A 23,411-nucleotide genomic window follows, 5' to 3' on the forward strand; every position below is an offset into this window, starting at 1 on the left:
GACCTAACTGCTTATAGTTGGCCATTTAGTCTTCGCTAAACAGGTCACCACCGTGCATATCAATCATTTCTAACGCTTTACCGCCACCACGGGCGACGCAGGTTAGTGGATCTTCTGCAACGATAACTGGAATACCAGTCTCTTCCATTAATAAGCGATCTAAATTACGAAGAAGTGCACCACCACCCGTTAAGACCATTCCGCGTTCTGAAATGTCAGACGCTAATTCAGGCGGACACTGTTCCAGCGCAAGCATAACCGCGCTAACGATACCCGTTAACGGCTCTTGTAATGCTTCTAAGATTTCATTGGAATTCATTTTGAAACCACGTGGAACCCCTTCAGCAAGGTTACGACCACGGACTTCAATTTCAAACACTTCATCAGTAGGGAATGCAGAACCAATACCGTGTTTAATACGCTCAGCCGTTGCTTCACCAATCAGTGAACCATAATTACGACGAACATAGTTAATGATGGATTCATCAAAACGGTCACCACCGATACGAACAGAGGATGAATACACGACACCGTTTAATGAGATAACAGCAACTTCAGTTGTACCACCACCGATATCAACCACCATCGAACCGGTTGCTTCAGATACAGGGAGGCCTGCACCGATAGCGGCAGCCATAGGCTCTTCAATTAAGAAGACTTCACGCGCACCTGCACTTAAGGCAGATTCACGAATGGCTTTACGTTCAACTTGCGTTGCACCGACTGGCACACAAACCAACACACGCGGGCTTGGACGCAAGAAGCTGTTGCTATGAACTTGTTTAATGAAGTGTTGTAACATTTTTTCAGTCAAGAAAAAGTCAGCGATTACGCCGTCTTTCATTGGTCTGATTGCAGAAATATTACCTGGTGTACGTCCCAGCATCTGTTTAGCTTCACCACCGACTGCTGCCACGCTTTTCGGCGAACCTGCGCGGTCTTGACGGATGGCTACTACAGAGGGTTCATTTAATTTGACGCCCTGTCCTTTGACATAAATGAGGGTATTGGCCGTACCCAAGTCAATAGACAAGTCATTAGAAAACATGCCACGAAATTTTTTAAACATAACGAAAGAGTTATCCTGCAAGCTGGGGACGAATGTAAACCCGTCTACTCTACCAACCACTTGAAGCGGTCTCAAGACGTTAATGAGCTGCTTCTATAAATATGGTCAATTCATCTATTTTTCACGTACCGTACTGTACATGCTTCTTATCTAAACGAAGCAGATAAAAACCTCAAAAATAGATATTAATTTCACTTTTTCCATCACTAGATAGAATTACGTAAAAATAACCCCTACTCTTTGGCTGTTATATACTCCATTGTTTGTATTCCCAGTGTGACAAGTAATTGTGACTACAAGTTCAAATAATATTTATATCTTTTTATTATTGCTACGCACTGGTTATTTTCACTACAAATCAGATGAATTTCACGAGTGTTCGCTCTACTATCTACCAAAAATGAGGCAAATTTGTATTAGTACGCAAAATGAATTCGTCGCGATGCGTTATTTTGCATGATAAAAGCCTATTTATGCCAGAAAAAAATGATTTTTTACAAAATAATTACATTATTAATAGCTTAAGAACCCTCATTACGTCAATGAAATACCCTTAATTTTTCGGCATTTTAAATGACATATTTAATCATTTCACTAGGAGTGAACGATGAAAGCTCTCGTCCTAAACAAATCCGATGAAAAAATCACCGCTGATATCCAATCTCTGACAACGGAAATGCTACCTGCCGGGGATATTATAGTCGATATTCACTGGTCCACACTAAATTATAAAGATGCCCTCGCCATCAACGGAAAAGCGGGTGTTGTCAGACAATATCCGATGGTTCCAGGGATTGATTTTTCTGGGGTTATTCACCACAGTGAAGACCCGCGTTTTCAAGTTGGGCAACATGTATTATTGACGGGATGGGGGGTTGGTGAAACCCATTGGGGCGGCTTAGCATCCCAAGCCCGTGTTCCCGCGAATTATTTAACCCCACTTCCTGAACAGCTCTCTTTAAAACAGGCGATGGTTATCGGTACGGCAGGTTTTACCGCCATGCTCTGTGTGAATGCTCTAGAGGATGCAGGCATTACGCCTGATAAAGGTGAAATTGTTGTCAGCGGAGCAAGTGGTGGTGTCGGAAGTACCGCGGTTCAATTGCTATCTATATTAGGCTATGACGTAGTCGCGATTTCGGGTCGCGAAGAAAATAACGCCTATTTGCAGAAGTTAGGCGCAAAACGCGTCCTACCGCGCAGTGATTTTACTCATCCGGCAAAACCTTTAGACAAACAGCTTTGGGCAGGTGCTATCGATACCGTTGGCGGGGAGTTGCTCGCAAACTTGCTGGCACAAACTCATTATAACGGCGCTGTCGCCGCGTGCGGATTAGCGGGTGGCTTTAACTTACCGACCAGTGTGATGCCATTCATTTTACGTAATGTGCGCCTACAAGGGGTCGACTCTGTCTATTTCCCTGCGGCAAAACGCGCAAAAGTGTGGGAACGCCTTGCACAATTGCTGCCAGCGTCTTTCTATGAGCAAGTGTGCTCTGAAATTAAATTGGAAGATGCCGCTGAATATGCAAGAAAACTATTAAAAAATGAGGTCACTGGGCGTACCCTAGTTAATCTTTGCGAAAAATGACCGAATATGTGCGGCCATCTGTTAAAAATACGGATTACCGCACATTTCACAAAATAAATTCGGGTAATTTCTCTGATAAGACCAGTATTTTGCTGCTATATGCCACGAAATAATTATAATAGCGTCCTTTGTCAGTAGAAATTCCATTTATTTTTATGATAAAAGATGACAAACGCGCAACATCGCGTTATGTTGTCGGACTATTGATATATCGTCGGAGTTAGCAGCATAATGGCAGAAGATATTCACATTTTACTCTTGAACGGGCCGAACCTAAACCTGCTAGGTACACGGGAGCCAGACAAGTACGGCAACCAAACTCTTGCTGATATCGTCGCCAAATTAGGCGTTGAAGCGGGCCAGTTAGGTGTAAAATTGAGTCATTTTCAATCAAATGCGGAACATGAACTCATCGATAGAATTCATGCTGCACGCCATGATGTTGATTTTATTCTCATTAATCCGGCTGCATTCACACATACTAGCGTAGCTCTACGTGATGCATTACTGGCTGTGTGTCTCCCGTTTATCGAGATCCACCTGTCGAATGTGCATGCGAGAGAACCATTTCGCCAACATTCTTATTTCTCCGATATGGCTGTCGGTGTAATTTGTGGTCTAGGCGCTGACGGCTACAGCTTTGCTTTACAAGCTGCAGTTAACCGTGTGCGTCTAATTAATTCAATCCAAATATAAGAGTACGGAATCATATCCATGGATATTCGTAAAATTAAAAAGTTGATCGAGCTAGTCGAAGAGTCTGGCATTTCTGAACTGGAAATTTCTGAAGGTGAAGAGTCAGTACGTATTAGCCGTGTCGCTCCTGCTTCTCAGGTTATGGCTGCACCTCAACAATTTTACTCAGCACCTGTTGCACAACAACCTGCACTGGCAAACGCTGTTGCACCATCTGAAGCGATGGCTACACCAGCGGCTCCTGCAACCGTTGCAGGGCACCAAGTTCGCTCACCAATGGTAGGAACCTTCTACCGCGCACCAAGCCCAGAAGCGAAATCATTCGTTGAAGTTGGCCAAACTGTTAGCGTTGGTGACCCACTTTGCATCGTTGAAGCGATGAAAATGATGAACCAAATCGAAGCAGACAAAGCAGGCGTTGTTAAAGCCATTCTGTTGCAAAACGGTGATGCAGTAGAATTTGACGAGCCATTAGTTGTCATCGAATAACGAGGCGTCTCCATGCTGGAAAAAATTGTCATCGCAAACCGCGGAGAAATCGCACTACGTATCTTGCGTGCCTGTAAAGAATTAGGCATTAAAGCTGTAGCGGTTCACTCCACGGCTGATAGCGATCTAAAACACGTGTTGCTGGCTGATGAAACCATTTGTATCGGCCCAGCAGCCTCTGCAAAAAGCTACTTAAATATCCCTGCGATTATCTCCGCAGCTGAAATTTCAGGCGCACAAGCGATTCACCCAGGATATGGTTTCTTGGCTGAAAACGCTGATTTTGCAGAACAAGTTGAAAACTCAGGCTTTATTTTTATCGGTCCAAAAGCTGAAACCATCCGCCTAATGGGTGACAAGGTTTCTGCGATTAGTGCGATGAAAAAAGCGGGAGTTCCGTGCGTTCCGGGTTCTGATGGCCCATTAGGTAACGACACTGAAAAAAATAAAACCATCGCAAAACGTATCGGTTTCCCTGTGATCATCAAAGCCTCTGGTGGTGGCGGTGGTCGTGGTATGCGTGTGGTTCGCAACGAAAAAGATTTGGAATCTTCCATTAATCTGACGCGTGCAGAAGCGAAAGCGGCTTTCAATAACGATATGGTTTACATGGAGAAATACCTTGAAAACCCACGTCATATTGAAATCCAAGTCATGGCTGATGGCCAAGGCAACGCGGTTTATTTAGCAGAACGTGACTGTTCAATGCAACGTCGCCACCAAAAAGTGGTTGAAGAAGCACCAGCACCGGGGATCACCCCTGAAATTCGCCGTAACATCGGTGAACGCTGTGCCAATGCCTGTATTGAAATCGGTTACCGTGGTGCGGGTACCTTTGAATTCCTGTTCGAAAACGGTGAATTCTACTTTATCGAAATGAATACTCGTATTCAGGTTGAGCATCCAGTGACTGAAATGATCACTGGTGTTGACTTAATCAAAGAGCAATTACGCATTGCCTCTGGTTTACCATTATCTGTGAAACAGGAAGATATCGTGGTTCACGGTCACGCTGTTGAGTGTCGTATCAACGCAGAAGATCCGAAAACCTTTATTCCTAGCCCAGGTAAAATCACACGTTTCCACTCTCCGGGTGGCTTCGGTGTGCGTTGGGAATCTCATATCTACGCAGGCTACACTGTACCTCCGTACTATGACTCAATGATTGGTAAGCTGATCACCTATGGTGAAACTCGTGAAATTGCGATCTCTCGTATGAAAAACGCATTGAATGAGTTAATCGTTGATGGCATCAAAACCAACATCGAGCTGCACCAAATGATCATGAACGATGAAAACTTCCAAAAAGGTGGAACTAACATCCACTATTTAGAGAAAAAACTGGGCATTTCTGAGTAGTCTTGAAATTGTCTGTTTGACTCATCGTCAATAAATGCCGCAACGCCCTGCTTTGCGGCATTTTTTTGTACTAAACACCTTTTCTCTCACTTTTCTTATGCCTTTTCTTACACTCTACCTACGGATTATCGTACAATCCCTGATTATTTTTTATGTGAGTGAGGAGGAATAACGGATGGACAAACGTTTTCTTCAATCCAATAAGGAAGCGCGATGGTCTCTCTATTTGACCATCGCCTACATGATAGGCTGGATAATTAGTGCCTATCTACCTGATAATACGCGAGGTATCACTGGCCTACCATTATGGTTTGAGTGGTCATGCCTTATTGTACCCGTCATCTTTATTTTGCTCTGCATTATGATGGTTAAAATCATTTTTAAAGATATTCCTCTGGAGGAGAAGGATGCAGATTGAAGTTCTTCTACCTTTAATTGGTTACCTAGCGCTGGTTTTTCTGTTATCCGTCTACGCATACAAGAAACGGACGAAAGGGGAATTCCTCAATGAATACTTTTTAGGTAACCGTTCAATGGGCGGGTTCGTCCTTGCCATGACCATTACTGCAACCTACATCAGTGCAAGTTCATTTATTGGTGGGCCCGGTGCTGCATATAAATATGGCCTAGGCTGGGTGCTACTTGCCATGATCCAGCTGCCTGCTATTTGGCTGTCTCTGGGAGTATTAGGCAAAAAATTCGCTATCTTGGCGCGCCGCTATAATGCGGTGACCCTCAACGATATGCTGTATGCTCGCTACCAGAGTCGGTTTTTAGTGTGGTTCGCCAGTGTTAGCCTACTTATCGCCTTCTTTGGCGCGATGACCGTGCAATTCATTGGCGGGGCAAGACTGCTCGAAACCGCTGCGGGTATACCCTATACGTATGGGCTAATTATCTTCGGTGTCTCCATCGCACTGTATACCGCAATTGGCGGGTTTAGAGCGAGTGTCCTAAACGATGCCTTGCAAGGGCTGGTCATGCTGCTAGGAACAGTGATTTTACTCGTTGCCATTATTTATCACGCCGGTGGTTTACCCACTGCAATTGAAAAAATGCAGGCCATTGACCCGAAATTAGTCTCCCCTGAAGGCGCTGACGACATCCTAAGTGGGCCATTCTTAGCCTCATTCTGGATTTTGGTCTGTTTTGGTGTGATTGGTTTACCGCACACTGCGGTACGTTGTATTTCCTACAAAGACAGTAAAGCAGTTCACCGCGGTATCATTTTAGGCACCATCGTGATGGCTGTATTGATGTTTGGAATGCATTTCGCAGGCGCATTGGGCCGAGCAATCTTACCTGACCTAACCATCCCTGACCAAGTTATCCCTACCTTGATGGTACAAGTGCTACCACCTTTTGCCGCTGGCATTTTCTTGGCGGCACCTATGGCAGCAATTATGTCCACTATCAATGCTCAGTTACTGCAATCTTCAGCGACCATCGTCAAAGATATTTACCTGAATGCGGCACCTGAACAAATAAAAAATGAGAAGAAGCTCGCACGAATTTCTAGCTTTTCTACCCTGATCCTAGGTGCATTACTTCTTATTGCCGCGTGGAACCCGCCACAAATGATCATCTGGCTAAATCTACTCGCCTTCGGAGGATTAGAAGCGGTTTTCTTGTGGCCATTAGTACTTGGTCTGTACTGGGAAAAAGCCAATGGAACGGGCGCGATAAGTGGCATGGTTGTCGGGGGAGTTTGCTATGCAATCTTAGCAAGCTTCAAAATCGAAATTATGGATTTCCACGCCATCGTGCCATCACTGATTTTTAGCTTAATTGCGTTTCTTGTTGGTAATCTTTTTGGCAAAAATCCAGTACAATTGGCGACAAATTAATTTAGAGACCTATTTTTGATATTGTCTCGCAACATGACATTCATGCCCTGAATAACTTGGGTTATCTGCCACTACAATGGGATAACCCAAACTATAACGAGCATTTAAGGAACACTATGCCTTGGATCCAAATCAAAATTAACTCCACAGCTCAACACGCAGAAGCACTGGGTGATGAATTGATCGAAACGGGAGCTGTCTCTGTGACATTTCAAGACAGCCACGATACCCCTGTTTTCGAGCCCTTACCGGGGGAAACACGCCTGTGGGGTGATACCGATGTGATTGGCTTATTTGACGCAGAAACGGAGATGAAATTCGTTGTTGCTCAATTAGAAAATAGCCCTCTGCTGGGTGCTGGTTTTGCCCATAAAATCGAACAGTTAGAAGATAAGGATTGGGAAAGAGAGTGGATGGACAACTTCCATCCAATGCGCTTTGGTGAGCGCCTATGGATCTGCCCAAGCTGGCGAGATGTTCCCGATCCAACTGCGGTTAACGTGATGCTGGATCCGGGCTTAGCATTTGGGACGGGTACACACCCAACGACGTCACTGTGCTTACAATGGCTTGATGGCCTTGATTTAGAAGGTAAAACCGTGATCGACTTTGGTTGTGGATCTGGGATTTTAGCGATCGCCGCTCTCAAACTCGGTGCCGCTCATGCCATTGGGATCGATATTGATCCTCAAGCGATTACGGCAAGCCGCGATAATGCAGAGCGTAACGGGGTTTCAGAGCGTTTATCCCTCTACTTATCGAAAGACCAACCTCAAGACCTCCAAGCCGATGTGGTTGTTGCTAACATCCTTGCTGGGCCATTGCGTGAATTAGCGCCAATGATTAGCGTACTGCCACGTGCAGGTGGATTACTCGGACTTTCAGGTGTTCTCGCAACACAAGCAGAAGGTGTCGCTGATGCTTACCGCGAATCCTTTGAAATCGACCCAGTTGCTGAGAAAGAAGAATGGTGCCGCATCACAGGTGTCAAGCATTTTTAGCAGAAATATTATAAAAATCAGAGAATAATTTCTTTGAAAATAACGCCAGAATAGATTATCTTATAGCTCAAATATTGCTCAATTGCTGGCGATAATCTGTTCTGCACGAGATTTGAACAGCGCAACAGTTATTTTAATAAATAGTTACGTAACCACTTTAACTATTTGTTAAATATAACTAATTTTAAAATTGCAAAAATGCAAGATAAAAAAATTAGTGATAAATAACCGTTTGCTCAAAGTTTGTCCTTTCATATCTCGTAAAAAATGCGTAATATACGCGCCCTTGCAGTCACAGTATGGCCCCCATTTAGATATGCGAATCGGACAATATCAGTTGAGAAACTGTCTTATTGCTGCCCCCATGGCAGGCATTACAGATAAACCGTTTAGGTCGCTCTGTTATGACATGGGTGCTGGAATGACAGTATCGGAGATGCTTTCTTCTAATCCTCAAGTTTGGAAGACTGACAAATCTAGACTCAGAATGGTTCATCGCGATGAACTTGGGGTTCGTTCTGTTCAAATAGCTGGCAATGATCCCGATGAAATGGCTGCCGCGGCTCAAATCAACGTTGAGAGTGGCGCTCAAATCATCGATATCAACATGGGCTGTCCAGCTAAAAAAGTGAATCGTAAGCTTGCAGGTTCGGCACTGTTACGTTATCCAGACATCGTGAAATCGATTCTTGAAGGCGTTGTTAAAGCAGTGGATGTTCCCGTTACTCTTAAGATCCGCACAGGCTGGTCACCTGAAGAGCGAAACTGCATAGAGATTGCCAAATTGGCCGAAGATTGTGGCATTCAAGCCCTCACTATTCACGGCAGAACTAGAGCCTGTCTGTTTAATGGGGAAGCTGAATATGACAACATTCGGGCAGTTAAGCAGACTGTTACCATTCCGGTTATTGCCAATGGCGACATTACTGACCCGCTTAAAGCCAGAGCAGTTCTAGACTACACAGGGGCGGATGCCTTGATGGTAGGCAGAGCGGCTCAGGGAAGACCCTGGATCTTTCGGGAAATCCAGCATTATCTGGACACAGGTGAGATTTTGCCACCAATGCCTATGGCAGAGGTACAACGCATTATGCTCGCGCACGTACAGGAATTGCACGACTTTTATGGTCAAGGCAAAGGAGCCCGTATCGCGCGCAAACATGTTTCTTGGTACTTAAAAGAACATGCACCTGATGACCAGTTTCGGCGCTCATTCAACGCCATTGAGGATGCCAGCGAACAGCTGGAGGTGTTGGAAGCATTTTTTGAAAATTTTTGCGTAAATAAAGATAAGAGCTGACAGAACTATGTTCGAACAACGCGTAAATTCTGACGTACTAACCGTTGCTACTGTAAATTCACAAGATCAAGTAACTCAAAAACCGTTACGTGACTCAGTTAAGCAAGCACTGAAGAACTATTTTGCTCAATTAAACAATCAAGATGTTAATGATTTATATGAGCTGGTATTGGCTGAAGTAGAACAGCCTTTGTTGGACATGGTTATGCAATATACCCGTGGAAACCAGACCCGTGCAGCCCTGATGATGGGTATCAACCGCGGAACTCTGCGTAAGAAACTGAAAAAATACGGCATGAACTAATCCTAGTCGGTTAATGCAGTGTTTTTAAAGGCACTTTCTACATTTTAGGGAGTGCTTTTTTCTTATGATTACCCCACCATGCACCCCACGTATAATTTTTTACTTAAAAACTCCTGTAAAAATTAGCTAATCTGTACAATAAATACACTGGAATATTTTCCTAAATAGGTAACCTATGAAATTTTCATTGTTTAAATAACAATCAAAAATTTAACATGCGCCCTTTGGTTACCCTCACGGAATTAAAGTGTAAGTATATTGTTGACTACTAGCTGATATCCCCGCCAGTAGGAAGATCTTCCCGCAATCGTCACCTCTTGCCCCTTTCTGCATAGCATTAGATTTAATGCCTGCTCATCAAAGCCTGTTATCTTCATCGGATAGTTACTACGCTGCTCGCTTTGTACTTCAACCATCATTGAAGCAATTACTTTGCCGGTGGCTGTAGCGACTCGCTGAGGGCTTTTAGTGACTATTCCGGTAATAGTGGCTACTGGGTTCGACTTTGCTTTTTTCTTGCGCATGATTTCTCTCTCTGGCTGGAGGTGGGCTGTTCATATGAGTGGCGATGGGCTTATTGCCCAAGTTTGGACATTAATGTTTTATAAGGAGTTTATTGGTCTCCTTGAGATTAAGGAGTCCTATTTTTGATGTCTGTACGTTAAACGTTCTAACCTGTTGATACTCTCGGTAAACGCCAGTGGCGGCTTCCGAAGAAATTCGTCGTAACCTCTCAACTATCTCGATAACTGATTGATAACTCCACAAATATGATTTTCTCAATAGTTCAGAGGACATTTTTGTCCTCTGGGAAACCAGAGCACTCATAAATGCTTTAGAATAAAATCAAACTGTTGTGATATCGCAACAACTGTAAAGGTATGGTGATTTGCACCACACCCATAACTATCATGATTTTCGTGACAGTTAAGATGAACCAAATTTGGGTCATAATAAAAATCAATGCGTTACTTAACTGCGAACGTATAACGTACTCAGTCGCGATTACCCCATGCTGTCTGCTGTAGTGATTTGCACCACCATTAAAGCCTGGGGATAATGTTTATTCCTTGCTGCTGGGATGCCGCAGATTTGCGTCATGATAAAAATCAATAGATTACTCTCATGCCGTTGCACAATCGGTTTATCCTTTAAAATGTCGCATATAAATTTCATAGACTGCGCTTAGGTGATTTCTGATATCCACCTCATCAACTAAGAAATAGTTTTGCCCTAATGAATCCCCAGCTCTAGCAATACCCGCTCGCGCACCAGATATGATTTTGGTCTCTGGTGCTGACTTTTTATAGAAATGTTTTGTGTTATTACACATCGAGCGAATGACCTTATATTCTGTAGAATTATCCAATTGCTGTAATGTTAATTCAGTCCTTTCATTTTTCTGGCCATCTTTTTCTATCCACTCCTTGAGGTGGGAACATGGGAACAAAACATCTAGCAATGTGGATGTGGACGGAGCACTTATAAATAATTGGTATTTTGCACTGAAATGATAAAACATATCTTCTGACGTTGTTACTTCAAATATTCCTGACATAAATTCACCTGTTTGGTTTTTATAATTGCTGAGTATGGGTCAGTATACGGCCTGAATTACCCCCGTAAAACTTGGGGTTCATTCGCAATTTTTTTGCGCAAATCTCAATAAAATCTTAGCAAATCTTAGCATTGTAATGCGCAAATTGCTGCGCACAAATTATGATAATACTTTGTATTACATATATTTTTATGAAATTCACACTTTGCGCAGATTTGTTCGCAATGTGCAGTTTTTTTTGCGCACGATGCGCAATCTATCTCAATAAATCTATATATCAAAATACAAGAATGCCAATGTAACTAATTGTTATAACTTGATTTCATTAAGGTTCTCACTCTGTAGAATGCGCAATTTTAAACGTGGTTTATCGTGGCAATGCGCAGTTGACCTCGACATTTCTATACATCCAAACCTGCGCACAACCCAGTCTAATCCTTGATACAACTGGCCTTGAGCAAGTTCACACTTTACGCACTCCACTCATAATTCGCAATTTGACCTTAACATTTATTAACATCCCAAATTGCGCACGGATCACCTCTAGAGCTTGGTGTATCTAGCGTTACAACGGTTCGCACTTTACGCACCTGTTCGCATTTATGCGCAGAATACCGATACATTCCGATACATGCGTGCGTAAAATGATTTATCGATTTTTTAAGGTGCGGAGGGAATCGTCGAATGGATTTACCTTATCAAACCTTATCATCCTGAACGTTAGCAAATGCTAGCATCCTGTTCGAGCAAAAACGCCAGATAGCGTTATCAAATGTTATCATTTACCGAATATATCCAAAGATTCAGTGCCGATAAACCTTAGGAAAACTTAGGATTGAGGTATCAGAAAAACGTTAAGATTTGTTAAAAAAAATGATTACATATCCGCCGTTTGTTTTTAAAAAAAAGGCAATTTCTTATAGATTTTGTTTCGAATAAATGCCCTAATTATACATAAGCTAAATTTTATGGAGGGAGTTTATGTCTGATATTATTTATTTAACATTAACGGGTAAAACCCAGGGATTAATGTCTTCAGGATGTTCTAGTTATGATTCTATAGGCAATCGTTATCAGCAAAATCATATCGATGAGATATTAGTCTATTCAACAAACTACGATGTTTCCCGCCAGCAAAATGCTTCTTATGCGCCATTTATATTCACTAAAGCCGATGATAAGTCTTCACCTCTCATACTTACTGCTTTAGCTAACAACGAAATACTAGAATGCGAATTTGATTATTATCGTGTTGATAAAAATGGGTCTCTGCTCCATTACAAAACAATAAAACTAACAAAAGCATCAATTGCTAGAATCGCCAATGAGCATCCGAATTCTCAGCTAAATAATGAGCTATCCCCTTTTGAAATGGTTTCTATGAAATACGAAAGTATTTCTATAAATCACCGTGCCGCTGGCACTTCAGGTTATGGCATATCTCAATGGGCTGGCAAATAACCATGGTTAGACCAATAGTAGATGTACACAATAATAATCATAACGTACCTGTTATTATTGCCTCCAATCCACTTTACACCGCTATGATAGTAGACCCCGTTCATATTTATATTATGGTCGATAATGACCTAACGGGGCATGTTGGATTAGTTGTGGGTGATGGTGATTCTGCTTTCTTGTATGACCCATCAGGCGGGTATATGGGGTGTGGCGAAAAATGTCTCGCAAATGAAATGGCTTACCGAGGATCGGGGGAGTTTCTTGAATATCCTGATTTTGATTGGGATACTTACCTTTCCTACCATCGTTGGGACAGTGACGATATTGTTGTTATTCAGTTTACGATACCGAGAGAACAAGCTGAGCGATTAAAAGATATAGTTTTTAATAATGATTATATGTTCTATTACCATTGCGCCACGAATGTCGCTAGGGTATTAAAAGAAAGTGGTGGAATATTTAAAGATTTAGAGGGGGGGTTTAGAACACCATGGGGAGTTAAATCGGAACTATTAGAAATGAAACCACCAGAGGTACTTTTCCCTAATGCTAAAAGATAAGTTTCTAGTTTTTACATCTGGTATATCAATGGTTATTGGTTCTCTAGCGTATTACATTATTGTCATTCGCCAGTCATTTTTCCGTGTGTATGGTCATTATGGAAATAACTACGATGCCTTAGTTAATTATTATTACGGTATTGGTGTTTTCTATTTGCTGTATTCTATTTTTGTTGTCAGCTTTTATTACTTTCATAAAGGCAAATCAACTTTTTGGAAATTAACATTAATATACTTCATCACACCTACATTAATTCCGATGATCGCATGGTTTTTCAATGCTTGCTTAAAAGAGTCCATATATAGGAAGGCTTGTCTTGGTGAAACGATGTATGATTTTATGATTAGAATATTAATTTCATTCGTTGGATCATATTCTATTATTTTTGTAATTTTTTCAGTGGGGAGCGGTTTTATAATTTGGGTCGGCAGGATAATTTATAGAAGCCGTAAGTTGAAACAGAATGCAAACCAGTAAAATGTGCAAAAATGTTGTAAAACCTACATATTTGACATAAATCTATGTAATAACTGGTAACTGTCAGATTGTAGTGATGTGATGGACGTCCCTCTATGTAAGTTTTGCCATACTTATGTTGAGCGATTTTATTCACAGAGGTACTACATCATGAACGAGATAAAAGTTATCGGTATCGATCTGGCAAAATCTGTCTTTCAGGTTTGCGTCTGGATGAGTGATGGGAATATTGCATCTAACCGCAAGGTTTCTCGGGCTAAATTGCTGGATACTATTCTTCAATTCCCTCCTGGGTCGATGATTGCAATGGAGGCTTGTGCTACTTCCCACTACTGGGGCGTACTTTTCAGTCAATCGGTTTTCAAGTCAGACTGATACCCACGCAACACGTAAAAGCATTAACACATCACCAGAAAAATGATGCAACGATGCTCTCGCTATTTGTGAGACAGCTTTTCGCCCAGGTATTCATTTTGTCGCTATAAAAACTGTTGAACAACAAGATATTAAAGCCCTCAGAGCTGCCCGCCAGTTGATGGTTGAACAACGCACTGCACTGGCAAATCAGGCCCGGTCACTGGCGGCAGAACAAGGTGTTGAGATCCCTGTCGGGATTCATATTTTACAGCAACGACTGCCCGATATTATTGAAGATGCAGAACAGTTAATTTCTCCCGTGCTGCGCCAGTTGCTGTTCTCATTGCTAGAAAATATTCATTCACTTAATGAACGTATTCTTACTGTAGAGCACAGTCTTGCGGCTCTTTGTCAGCAACAACCCAAATACAAAGTACTGATGACAATACCGGGTATCGGTCCACTTATTGCAGCTGCTTTTTTGAGTGAAGTTAACGCAGAGCAATTTACTAACGGACGACAATTATCAGCCTGGTGTGGTCTGGTTCCTAGGCAACACAGTTCTGGAGGAAAAAGCAGCCTTTCTGCGATGACCAAAAACGGCAATCGAGATCTCCGGACATTGATCATTCATGGTGCGCGGTCTGTTATGCACTGGGCTCATAAACGCGATGACGCACTGGGAATGTGGCTGAAACAGCTTATTGAACGAAGAGGAAAAATGAAAGCCACTGTTGCGCTGGCTAATAAGATGACACGCATTGTCTGGCGGTTACTGACAGAATCCACAAGTTTTAATATCGACAGGGCTTTTGCGATGAACTGACCGTAGTTGTATCCAGAGAAGAAGATTTATCCTGAGTTTACAGGTACTGATGAGAAAACGGTAAACCGACCCTGTAATAGCCTGAACTATGCCATGGTAGTGACATACCGATGTAGTGATAAGGAAACAGGGTGCGGATGACATCATGGCGCGGGTCATTAGATCCACTAACGACGCCGAATATATGGCAGCAAACCGTATCAACTCAGAGCTTGCACAACACGGGACGTCCATATATGGCATAGTTAATTTGGTCACCAACTCAGAGGTGATATCATCACCTCATAAACAGATAGGTGACAATTATGGTAAAACGTATAAGACGGCTTTTCAGCGCAGAATTCAAACTTGAAGCGGCTCAACTGGTGCTTGACCAAAACTATTCCGTGGTCGAGGCCGCCAACGCGATGGGCGTCGGTAAATCAACCATGGACAAATGGGTTCGGCAACTCAAGCTAGAACGCAAGGGCATTTCACCGAAAGCATCACCCATGACGCCTGAGCAGGTTGAAATCCGTGAATTAAAAAAGAAAATCGCGCAACTTGAAGAGCATAATGAGATCTTAAAAAAGGCTACAGCGCTGGTGATGTCGGACTCTCTGAACAATTCTCGCTGATCGAGAAACTCAGCCGGCGCTTTAGTATTAAACAACTGTGTAACGTGTTCAGTGTTCATCGCAGTAGCTATCAATACTGGCGTCACCGTGCAAAAACACCATCAGCGGAACAAATTCGCCTTCGGGCCCTTGTTCGAGAAGCTCATGAAAGCAGTCACGGTTCTGCGGGTGCTCGTACTATTGCTGATATTGTATCGAAGACAAAACAGGTTCCTTTAACGCGCTATCGTGCAACTCAGATTATGAAATCACTTGGCTTGGTGAGTTGCCAAATGCGGAAGCATCGATATACAAAATCAACTCAAGAGCACGTTGAAATACCGAATCATCTCGGGCGACAATTTGCGGTCACGGAGCCAAACCAAGTTTGGGTAGGTGACGTAACGTATATTTGGTCAGGTAATCGCTGGATATATCTTGCGGTTGTGATGGATTTATTTGCTCGAAAGCCCGTTGGTTGGGCGGTGTCATTTTCACCCGATAGCCAACTAACGGGAAAAGCATTATCAATGGCTTTTGAATCAAGAGGTAAGCCAAGAAATATGCTGTTTCATTCAGATCAAGGAAGTCATTATACAAGCCGTCAATATCGCCAATTACTATGGCGTTATCAGATAAAGCAAAGTTTATCTCGACGAGGTAATTGCTGGGATAATGCGCCGATGGAGCGATTTTTTCGAAGCTTAAAGACAGAATGGGTACCTATTTTAGGTTACCGTAATTTTATAGAAGCACAGCAAGAAATAACACGATATATCATTGGGTATTATAGTCAGATTAGACCGCATCAATATAACGGTGGCTTAACGCCCAATGAATCAGAACGATTATATTGGGAAAGCTCTAAAACGGTGACCAATTTTTGTTGACCACTTCAGATCAAGTCTGAGCTAGTACAGTTTAATATTTATTATTGTCGCTACCATCCTATATTTACAATCTTTCTAATGTGTCCGAAAATTCTCTACGATGTATATAAATCATCATTTTTAACGTACCGGAAAAATTTTTATTTATATTCTGCATTATAAACACGCTGTTCATCGTTAACGCATTCTAATGTAAAAACATCACGTAATTGCGCAGATCTAAATTTAAAATGCTTTTCTTTTTCGTTATCGATATCTATCACTACGGGAAACATACCTTTGGCGTTTTCTATTACTACATCAGCCCCCTTCCTACATTCTTTGAAAGGACTATCAAAACTATAAAATTTTGATAAAATAGGCGCTTTACTATCAGGGATTTTATTACCATCATGGATCATTTGTTCTAATTCTTCGAACGTATAATTCGATTTTGCCTCTGCGTTAACAGAAAACAAATTTAATGCAAAAACACTAACCATTATGATTTTTTTCATTTGGTGATCCCTTTAGTTGATAAGGCCAATTATACATAACTGCCTCGGACTATATCTTGACTGTGTGTTATTTGGGTTTATGACTCGCTATCTGCTCCATTACGAACTGATGTAGTTCTTGAAACTCCCCCTCGGATAGAACTCTTGCAGGGATAACTGTTCCTTCACCATCAGAAGCAAAAATAAACATGTATTCCTCCTTGATATAACATTCTTCTACATTCGGCCAAAATACTCTGACTAGAGTCTCTTTCGTAATACTGTCTATATATTTCCTGTTAATTTTAACCTTGACCAATCTATCAGGATTGCTTTGTTCTTTTTCCTCATTTTTTCTTATGTAACGTTGCTCTATGCGAAATATAATATACAAACATATCAATGAGGTTACCAAGATACAAAGAGACCAAAAACCAGAGCTTCTAAGCCTAGAAAATTCATCTAAAACTGAATAAGCCTGATAGCCAATTATTAATAATGTGCCCCCTGATACAATCGATATCATAGAAAATAAGTTCCATAGATTAGTGAATAATCTGTATGGCATTTTTTCTTTATCTATAACAATGGGCTGCTCTACTAGTTTTCTTATTTTCTCTGCTTCTAATCTCGATGCTGAAAATTGAATTTGATAACGGCTTTTCATTAACCTTAATCCCTTAATTAATCATTGAAAGTAAGTACCAGTACCGACAATATAATCTGGTGCTTAAACGCAATTTATTATTTATTGCTCCATTCCGCCAGCTTTTGTTCTGCTATGGCTTGCTGTTCTGGCGTGATTTCTCCGTTAGGTTGCCCGTGCATATCAAACCGATTGCCACCCAGAGTAAGGACTTTCAAATACGCCTTTCGGCTGATATATGAACGTAATCCCTGTTTAATGTGGATCTCTGGGATATCCAGCCCTTTATCGTTAACCTCAGCAATCATAGCTTCCTTGATGCCAATCATTAGCGGCTTGGCTTCTCGCTCACTAAATAGCGTCCAATGCTGCGCTATACGGTCGATACGGTGTTGTTTCTTCTTCGCGTGAACATCTGCCTTGTTTTTCTTCTTCGGTTGCTGTGGGGCTTCCTGTGGCATTTTAGCCTGTATGCTTTTTTGGGTGTTCGTTGCTGGTGGGTTTGTTACGCCATTGTTACATTTTCTTAATGTTAAAGTTGCTCGGCTCATTCTCTCTTTTTCCTCAAAAAAACTTTTCTATTAAATACGCGATCAGGTGTTGGTTCAGTCGGTTCAGTTGGTTCAATTTGTAAAGATGATTGTTTTTAAAGTATTTATTTAAAAATACTGAACCAACACAACCCCAATTTGAACCGACATTTTCCATGAATGAACCAACATTGAATTTAAAAATGCCATCCAGAGGAAAAACGCTCTAATTTTTTGTGTTGGTTCAAAATGACACTTTGTTGGTTCAAAACAGCCTCTTGTTGGTTCAGTGTTGGTTCAATAAATACTATTTTTTCCTTATAAATCAATAAAACTTATCTACTGAACCAACTGAACCAACTGAACCAACTGAACCAACACTAAAACAATAAAATTACACACATGAGAAAAATGAAAAGTTATTTCCTGACACTTTTTTGATGTTAACTATATGTTATCAATATCATCATTGGTCTCAGGGGCAAATTGCAAAACGTAAAAATTAAATTGCCGTCCGTCGATGCGTGGGCTTTTTCGTTGATAACCTCTCCCACTGGTGGGCGGTGTTAACATGCCAGCCATTTTTAACACATCAGCAAATTGCTTGTAGTTAAACCCTGCCGCGATTTCTTTCTCAAAGGCGGATGGGAAGGTATAAAAGATTATCGGGTCATCCTCGTTACTGCCTTTCTTTCTATATCCTGCAAGGTCTCTAATAGGTAGATCCCTAACATCATAAGGAATTGGGGCGAATCGACTTAATCCGTGAGCATTCAAGAACGCCTCGGCTTGTTCTTTGATTTGCTCATACTCTTTGTTTCCCGTGCCAAACTCTGCGACCCATACGTTAAATATTGCTTGAACTACATCCCTACAATCTTGTTCACTCCACCCCGTAATCACACGCCCCATAATCAAAGCCGCTTCAATCGTGGCGAATCGGTCGCTCGCTCGGTGTACCTGCTCACCATAGCTACTTGGAATTAACTTATTCCAGCGTTGCTGTGCGGCTCTGTAGGCTTCTTTAGCTTCGTCTTTATGATTTGATAGATACTCAATCCAATAACGTCCTGCTGCCCCGTAGCTATCACGACAATTCACCTTGATTAAATCTGCGTGGGCTTTCCCTGTTTCACATTCGTGTAGTTCCGTGGCGCGTTCAATGGGGATATTCAGCAATCGCACTAATTGCCCTGCGTTCACTTTCACACCTGAGCTTAATAAAAAAGTCTCAATGTCCTTTTCCCCTGTACTAATGGCTACCGTCCGCCAGCTTTGAACCTGCCTATTGCCGCCATCTTTCGCGCCTTGTATCTTGCCTTTGCCATTAAACAGCGTGTAAGCCGATTTATAGACGAGTTTAGGGTCTGCTCCTTGTCCGACTTCATCCAAATACAAAAGCCCGTCATTGTGCGCTACAGCCTCGTTAGTCATACCGTATTCAGTGCCATACCACGTTAAACGCTGTAAATCGGGATCACCGTATAAACTCACGGCCATATCTGCGGTGGTGCTTTTCCCTGCTGTCGATTGGGCGTAAATGTGAATACCAAAGCTGTCCGCCCCTGTGATACTTGTCATCGGTGCGGCTAAGGCTGCGCCAATTGAAAACATCATAAAACTGTTACCATTAGCCAATCGCGCAACATCATTCCGCCAGCTTTCTACCGTTCCGCTTGTCTGGTAGGCGGTAGCGGCTGCGCTTTGCCCGTTAAAAAATATCGGTTGCTCGGGTGTGCCAATAATTGAGCCGTCTGGCATGATGTACGCGCCTTTGTGCTCATGTTATCCCTGACTTCTTTAGATTTGATCCCTTTGTTTTTAGCCCACTTTATCGGGTCAATGCCTAACACTAGTTTATTGATGAAGCGCGATTCATTGCTATATGCAAAGCCTTTCTGGTTATCACCCGTGCGCTCAATATAGCCTTTCATAGCCTCAGCCATGTTTTTATGATCCTCACATGCTGTGACTCGGCTTTTACGCCAGTTTTGTATAGCTGCCTTATGTTCTTCTGGCGCGATCCTGCGTAGCCGCTCTTCACACTCAATGAAATACTGACGAGCTAATTTTCCTTGCTCATTCCGCTCAACCATAGATAACTCTTTACCCATGTTAAGGCTGGCAATGTAATCATGCTCAAGCTGTTGTCTGAATTTTGCGCTCCCCCGTTTTGGTGAGCTCAAATTTTCTACAATGATATAGTCCACGTTTTCAACAAAACCATATTGTTTAATTCTGCCTTTAATCCAACTCGTATAATCACGCCCTACTTTCAGAAATGAATGTAATTTACGGCTACTTACAGTTTGAATCTCTTTACCGTCAATATTGCTATTGGTAACAGGAATTAGATTGTCGAAAGTATTAGCTTGTTCATTTTCAGGGTGAGCGAATCCACCAGCGGTTAAGCTGCTATTTTTCGTTTTCATATATTTCTACTCTTTTTATTTAATTAATAAGAGCTGTCGCGACAACATATTTAGCTTGAATGAAATAAGTTGCAAAAGCTCGCAAATTCGTATTTTGATTAATTGCGTGCAATTGCGGCTTGTTTCTGTTAGTTCACTTTACGGCTATATGGGTTATTAATATTTTCCACCACTGGCGGGTTATGAACCCATAGCAACAAGTCACTAAGAAGCCTCGCACAAGAGTTACGCCCCAACGCTTTACGAGCAGGGAAACGTCCTTCCTTTTCGAGTGTGTAGGCTGTTGTGCGTGAAATAGATGTGATGCGCTGGCGTTCTTTCTCGCGGATAAGGCGATCGTACTGTTCGCCATACTCGGCAAGGATTGAACGGCGTGATTCTGGTGTTGGTGTTGAAAATTGCTTCATTGTGCAGACCTCACTGTTTCAATGTTGATGAGTACATTTTGGACTGTAAAAAAAACCATTTCCAGTGAGTTAAGAATCTTTTGAAATGTATATTATTTCTTGTAAAATAAAAATCTTTCTAGTGAGAAATAAATTTTCTATTAAAACGAATTCAGAAAAAATAAAATATAATTAACACTTTGATTTTTATCGCTTTAACAATATAAGCAATAGTCTACATTTTTAACTGATGGCATAAATAAGTATAAATAGACAAAAATAAGCCGCAATAAGTAAAAAACAATATTTCCATTATTATTCAGTAAATTAAAGATAACTCAATACTGTTTACATAAACAGGAATTTAAGTATTTATGGGATTAAATGATAAATTAAGAGGACTGCACATTACTATAAGCACATGATACCTTATGAAACCGTATGAACAGCTATGAACACATATGACTAACAATGGATGCTTATGGATTACTATAGATGCCTATAGGTGCTTATAGATACCTATAAGTGCTTATATATGTGCGTTAAATATACTAAAAGTAGAGGTTGGCTGAAGATGTCCTACGATGTCTAAACAAAACATTTTTCAAATACTGAGAACATTAAAATAGTAATTAATAAAAATAGTACAAAAAGCCTTTAGGCAACTGAAAGCGCCCTTAGGCGCTACTTGAATAAGCCGCCTTTAGTCATACCGTTCATAATCAAGAGTTCGTAATGCCTCTGATATTTTTTTATCTATAGTTGCCCTTGATAATCCATTATTAGAAATTTTAAGTTCTACAGATAATTTCATAATGGCATCTCTTATTGAAGATACCCTTGGTTTATTCCCATCACAATATGAACCGCCTACTTTTTTAGCTAACAAGCTTATAGCAAGCCCAAATAATTTATTAGTATTAATTTCCTCATCTTCTTTTCTATGCAATCCTCTTTTATTTTTACTAAATTCAATACCTATTAACTCTAACTCGCCCCCCCTAATTTTTTAATATTTCTTTTCCTTTTTGTTTTGAAGCTATTTGAGAAACAGCACTTAAACATCGTTCTTTAATAGGTTGAGGAGTTATCTCATCATCAACCAGTAAATGAGCAAGTGCAAACATATAGTCTGATTCTTGTTCTGTAGTTATCGTTCCAGAAAATAGTCCAGATGAGTTAAACCATTTTTTTATATGTCTATAATATATATCGTAATCAGCTTTTTTATCCTCTGGTATTTCATCCATTCTTAATTCAGGGTCTAGCCCACATAAAAGTAAAGATAATTGCTTACATTTATTGTTGGAGATTTCGCTTCTCGCTCAAATAACCCTAACTTTCTAAAGCTTGCCATATAATTAGTTCCTTGCCACTTTAAAAATCATCACATTCTCATGATTACCAGCCAATATATCTAACCGCTCACACCACTTATTCAAAGCGTCTAGTTTTTCAGGAAAATACTGACTTCTGTTATAGATTGCCATAATACCCGGTAATGAGTGCCCTAATAATTGCTCTACAATATGCGGAGCGATCCCCATATCATTTAACTTAGTTGCGAATGTTCGCCTTAGATCATGAAAAGTCCAAGATTCTGAGTGTTCAAATTTTTTCCACAATATGCGCCCGAATTGAGAAATAGTTTCTGGATTTTTTAATTCACCCAATAAATAACCTGTGTTTTTATTTAAACTATATAATTCATTAATAAACTCTCTGATAAAAACAGGAATAGGGCGAATTATTTTTTCATCTGTTTTTGTGTGTTCTCTTGGTACAGTCCAAAGCCAATTATCTAAATCCCATTCTTTCCACTCTGATAATCTGGCTTCATGCGAGCGGCAACCAAAAACAATTAATATTCTTATTAAATAATTGTAATACTGGATATGTTTTCCAGCGTTCACGGATTCCCATAATTCGCCTAATTCATTATCAGTTAATACCCGATCTCTCTTATTTTGTTTTTTACCAACATCAGGAATGGTTAAATCATCAAGTGCGCTGCTAACGGCATACCGCCTAACTCTGCAGAACTTCAAAGCCTGTTTACACATTTGAAAAATATAACCAGTAGCCACTGGGGACTCTTTTCTGGCACGGTCAAAACATGTCAACCAATAACGAGTTTCACAGTCACTTAGAGCCATTTCACCTATATAAGGGTAAATATGCTTTTCTAGCTGTGCTACATGTCGAACAACATTAGCTCGGTTGTCTTTAGCATAGTTCTCAATCCAGTATTCTAAAGCATCCCTAACGGTTACTGGCTTCAAAGAAGATTGAACATCAAGATTTAGCTGTAATTTCGGATCTTTACCCGATGCTAACCAGTTGCGGCATTTATCGCGGAGTTCCCTTGCTTCCTTTAGGCTCATATCAGGATAGCGCCCCAAAGTAATGACTGTCGCCTCCGTTTCTCTCCCACCAGTCCTGTATTTAAAAATCCAACTGACAGCCCCTTTTTTAGTGACTCTGACCCGTCCTGAATAAGGTTGACACTTTTTCAATTTAAAATTGGAGAGTGCAATGAAACCAATCACTAAACGAACT

General features: G+C 41.2%; 24 protein-coding genes and 2 pseudogenes. 14 read left to right on the forward strand and 12 right to left on the reverse strand.

Going from position 1 to position 23,411, the window contains the following annotated elements:
* Nucleotides 1–25: 25 nt before the first annotated feature.
* A complete protein-coding gene (locus tag AC4IFO_RS08560; protein ID WP_047756254.1) occupies nt 26–1,069 on the reverse strand; it encodes a rod shape-determining protein in 1,044 nt (347 codons plus the stop codon).
* Between the two features lie 607 nt (nt 1,070–1,676).
* Here AC4IFO_RS08560 and acuI point away from each other — a divergent pair.
* The 9 genes from acuI to fis all read left to right on the forward strand — a co-directional run bounded on the left by acuI (nt 1,677) and on the right by fis (nt 9,656).
* Nucleotides 1,677–2,660 (forward strand): acrylyl-CoA reductase (NADPH), encoded by a 984-nt coding sequence (acuI, locus tag AC4IFO_RS08565; protein ID WP_490733475.1) that lies wholly within the window; start codon nt 1,677–1,679, stop codon nt 2,658–2,660.
* Between the two features lie 231 nt (nt 2,661–2,891).
* Nucleotides 2,892–3,356 (forward strand): type II 3-dehydroquinate dehydratase, encoded by a 465-nt coding sequence (gene aroQ, locus AC4IFO_RS08570; RefSeq protein WP_219244594.1) that lies wholly within the window; start codon nt 2,892–2,894, stop codon nt 3,354–3,356.
* 18 nt (nt 3,357–3,374) lie between these two features.
* A complete protein-coding gene (accB, locus tag AC4IFO_RS08575; RefSeq protein ID WP_273802911.1) occupies nt 3,375–3,845 on the forward strand; it encodes an acetyl-CoA carboxylase biotin carboxyl carrier protein in 471 nt (156 codons plus the stop codon).
* Between the two features lie 12 nt (nt 3,846–3,857).
* Complete coding sequence (gene accC / locus AC4IFO_RS08580; RefSeq protein WP_490733478.1) at nt 3,858–5,204, forward strand: acetyl-CoA carboxylase biotin carboxylase subunit; 1,347 nt, start codon at nt 3,858–3,860, stop codon at nt 5,202–5,204.
* A 175-nt stretch (nt 5,205–5,379) separates the two neighbouring features.
* Nucleotides 5,380–5,622: a YhdT family protein gene (locus AC4IFO_RS08585; RefSeq protein ID WP_225818540.1), complete on the forward strand. Its 243-nt coding sequence runs from the start codon at nt 5,380–5,382 to the stop codon at nt 5,620–5,622.
* Nucleotides 5,612–7,051, forward strand: coding sequence for a sodium/pantothenate symporter (panF, locus tag AC4IFO_RS08590; RefSeq protein ID WP_490733480.1), 1,440 nt, complete (start codon nt 5,612–5,614; stop codon nt 7,049–7,051). The genes AC4IFO_RS08585 and panF overlap by 11 nt, the downstream gene beginning before the upstream one ends.
* Nucleotides 7,052–7,167: 116 nt before the next feature.
* Nucleotides 7,168–8,052, forward strand: coding sequence for a 50S ribosomal protein L11 methyltransferase (prmA, locus tag AC4IFO_RS08595; RefSeq protein ID WP_490733482.1), 885 nt, complete (start codon nt 7,168–7,170; stop codon nt 8,050–8,052).
* Between the two features lie 316 nt (nt 8,053–8,368).
* Complete coding sequence (gene dusB / locus AC4IFO_RS08600; protein WP_490733484.1) at nt 8,369–9,352, forward strand: tRNA dihydrouridine synthase DusB; 984 nt, start codon at nt 8,369–8,371, stop codon at nt 9,350–9,352.
* A 7-nt stretch (nt 9,353–9,359) separates the two neighbouring features.
* Nucleotides 9,360–9,656, forward strand: coding sequence for a DNA-binding transcriptional regulator Fis (gene fis / locus AC4IFO_RS08605; protein ID WP_004258438.1), 297 nt, complete (start codon nt 9,360–9,362; stop codon nt 9,654–9,656).
* Nucleotides 9,657–9,898: 242 nt separating this feature from the next.
* Here fis and AC4IFO_RS08610 read toward each other — a convergent pair whose 3' ends face one another.
* Nucleotides 9,899–10,180 carry a hypothetical protein gene (locus tag AC4IFO_RS08610; RefSeq protein WP_490733486.1) on the reverse strand — a complete coding sequence of 94 codons (282 nt, stop codon included), beginning with the start codon at nt 10,178–10,180 and terminating at the stop codon, nt 9,899–9,901.
* A gap of 620 nt (nt 10,181–10,800) precedes the next feature.
* The gene (locus tag AC4IFO_RS08615) at nt 10,801–11,214 is read right to left on the reverse strand and encodes a hypothetical protein (protein ID WP_490733488.1); all 414 of its coding nucleotides are present in this window, start codon (nt 11,212–11,214) and stop codon (nt 10,801–10,803) included.
* Nucleotides 11,215–12,195: 981 nt separating this feature from the next.
* Here AC4IFO_RS08615 and AC4IFO_RS08620 point away from each other — a divergent pair.
* From AC4IFO_RS08620 to AC4IFO_RS08640, 5 genes and pseudogenes are all read left to right on the forward strand, one after another.
* Nucleotides 12,196–12,675 carry an Hcp family type VI secretion system effector gene (locus AC4IFO_RS08620; RefSeq protein WP_490733490.1) on the forward strand — a complete coding sequence of 160 codons (480 nt, stop codon included), beginning with the start codon at nt 12,196–12,198 and terminating at the stop codon, nt 12,673–12,675.
* 2 nt (nt 12,676–12,677) lie between these two features.
* Nucleotides 12,678–13,235, forward strand: a complete 558-nt coding sequence (locus AC4IFO_RS08625) for a hypothetical protein (RefSeq protein ID WP_490733492.1) — start codon at nt 12,678–12,680, stop codon at nt 13,233–13,235.
* Nucleotides 13,222–13,713, forward strand: a complete 492-nt coding sequence (locus tag AC4IFO_RS08630; RefSeq protein ID WP_490733494.1) for a hypothetical protein — start codon at nt 13,222–13,224, stop codon at nt 13,711–13,713. Before AC4IFO_RS08625 ends, AC4IFO_RS08630 begins: the two co-directional genes overlap by 14 nt.
* A 150-nt stretch (nt 13,714–13,863) precedes the next feature.
* A pseudogene (locus AC4IFO_RS08635) lies at nt 13,864–14,896 on the forward strand (IS110 family RNA-guided transposase).
* A 305-nt stretch (nt 14,897–15,201) separates the two neighbouring features.
* A protein-coding gene (locus AC4IFO_RS08640) for an IS3 family transposase (protein ID WP_490733496.1) occupies nt 15,202–16,382 on the forward strand; the annotation gives its coding sequence in 2 pieces (ribosomal slippage) (nt 15,202–15,457 and nt 15,457–16,382; 1,182 coding nt in all).
* Between the two features lie 140 nt (nt 16,383–16,522).
* Here AC4IFO_RS08640 and AC4IFO_RS08645 read toward each other — a convergent pair.
* The 9 genes and pseudogenes from AC4IFO_RS08645 to AC4IFO_RS08685 all read right to left on the reverse strand — a co-directional run bounded on the left by AC4IFO_RS08645 (nt 16,523) and on the right by AC4IFO_RS08685 (nt 23,389).
* Nucleotides 16,523–16,879: a hypothetical protein gene (locus AC4IFO_RS08645; protein ID WP_490733498.1), complete on the reverse strand. Its 357-nt coding sequence runs from the start codon at nt 16,877–16,879 to the stop codon at nt 16,523–16,525.
* Nucleotides 16,880–16,946: 67 nt separating this feature from the next.
* The gene (locus tag AC4IFO_RS08650; protein WP_490733500.1) at nt 16,947–17,525 is read right to left on the reverse strand and encodes a YcxB family protein; all 579 of its coding nucleotides are present in this window, start codon (nt 17,523–17,525) and stop codon (nt 16,947–16,949) included.
* A gap of 77 nt (nt 17,526–17,602) precedes the next feature.
* Entirely contained in the window at nt 17,603–18,055 is a 453-nt protein-coding gene (locus AC4IFO_RS08655) for a ProQ/FINO family protein (protein ID WP_490733502.1), read from the reverse strand.
* A 426-nt stretch (nt 18,056–18,481) separates the two neighbouring features.
* Nucleotides 18,482–19,807 (reverse strand): annotated as a pseudogene (locus AC4IFO_RS08660) (DUF927 domain-containing protein); the annotation flags it as partial.
* Entirely contained in the window at nt 19,699–20,466 is a 768-nt protein-coding gene (locus AC4IFO_RS08665) for an antA/AntB antirepressor family protein (protein WP_490733504.1), read from the reverse strand. The gene AC4IFO_RS08665 and the pseudogene AC4IFO_RS08660, both read right to left, overlap by 109 nt.
* Nucleotides 20,467–20,594: 128 nt before the next feature.
* Nucleotides 20,595–20,873: a helix-turn-helix transcriptional regulator gene (locus tag AC4IFO_RS08670; protein ID WP_490733506.1), complete on the reverse strand. Its 279-nt coding sequence runs from the start codon at nt 20,871–20,873 to the stop codon at nt 20,595–20,597.
* A gap of 682 nt (nt 20,874–21,555) precedes the next feature.
* Nucleotides 21,556–21,801, reverse strand: coding sequence for a hypothetical protein (locus AC4IFO_RS08675; protein WP_490733508.1), 246 nt, complete (start codon nt 21,799–21,801; stop codon nt 21,556–21,558).
* Nucleotides 21,802–21,853: 52 nt separating this feature from the next.
* The gene (locus AC4IFO_RS08680; RefSeq protein WP_490733510.1) at nt 21,854–22,102 is read right to left on the reverse strand and encodes a hypothetical protein; all 249 of its coding nucleotides are present in this window, start codon (nt 22,100–22,102) and stop codon (nt 21,854–21,856) included.
* Between the two features lie 111 nt (nt 22,103–22,213).
* A complete protein-coding gene (locus AC4IFO_RS08685) occupies nt 22,214–23,389 on the reverse strand; it encodes a tyrosine-type recombinase/integrase (RefSeq protein ID WP_490733527.1) in 1,176 nt (391 codons plus the stop codon).
* Between the last annotated feature and the right edge of the window lie 22 nt (nt 23,390–23,411).

This window comes from Providencia sp. UF-224, assembly GCF_058245955.1.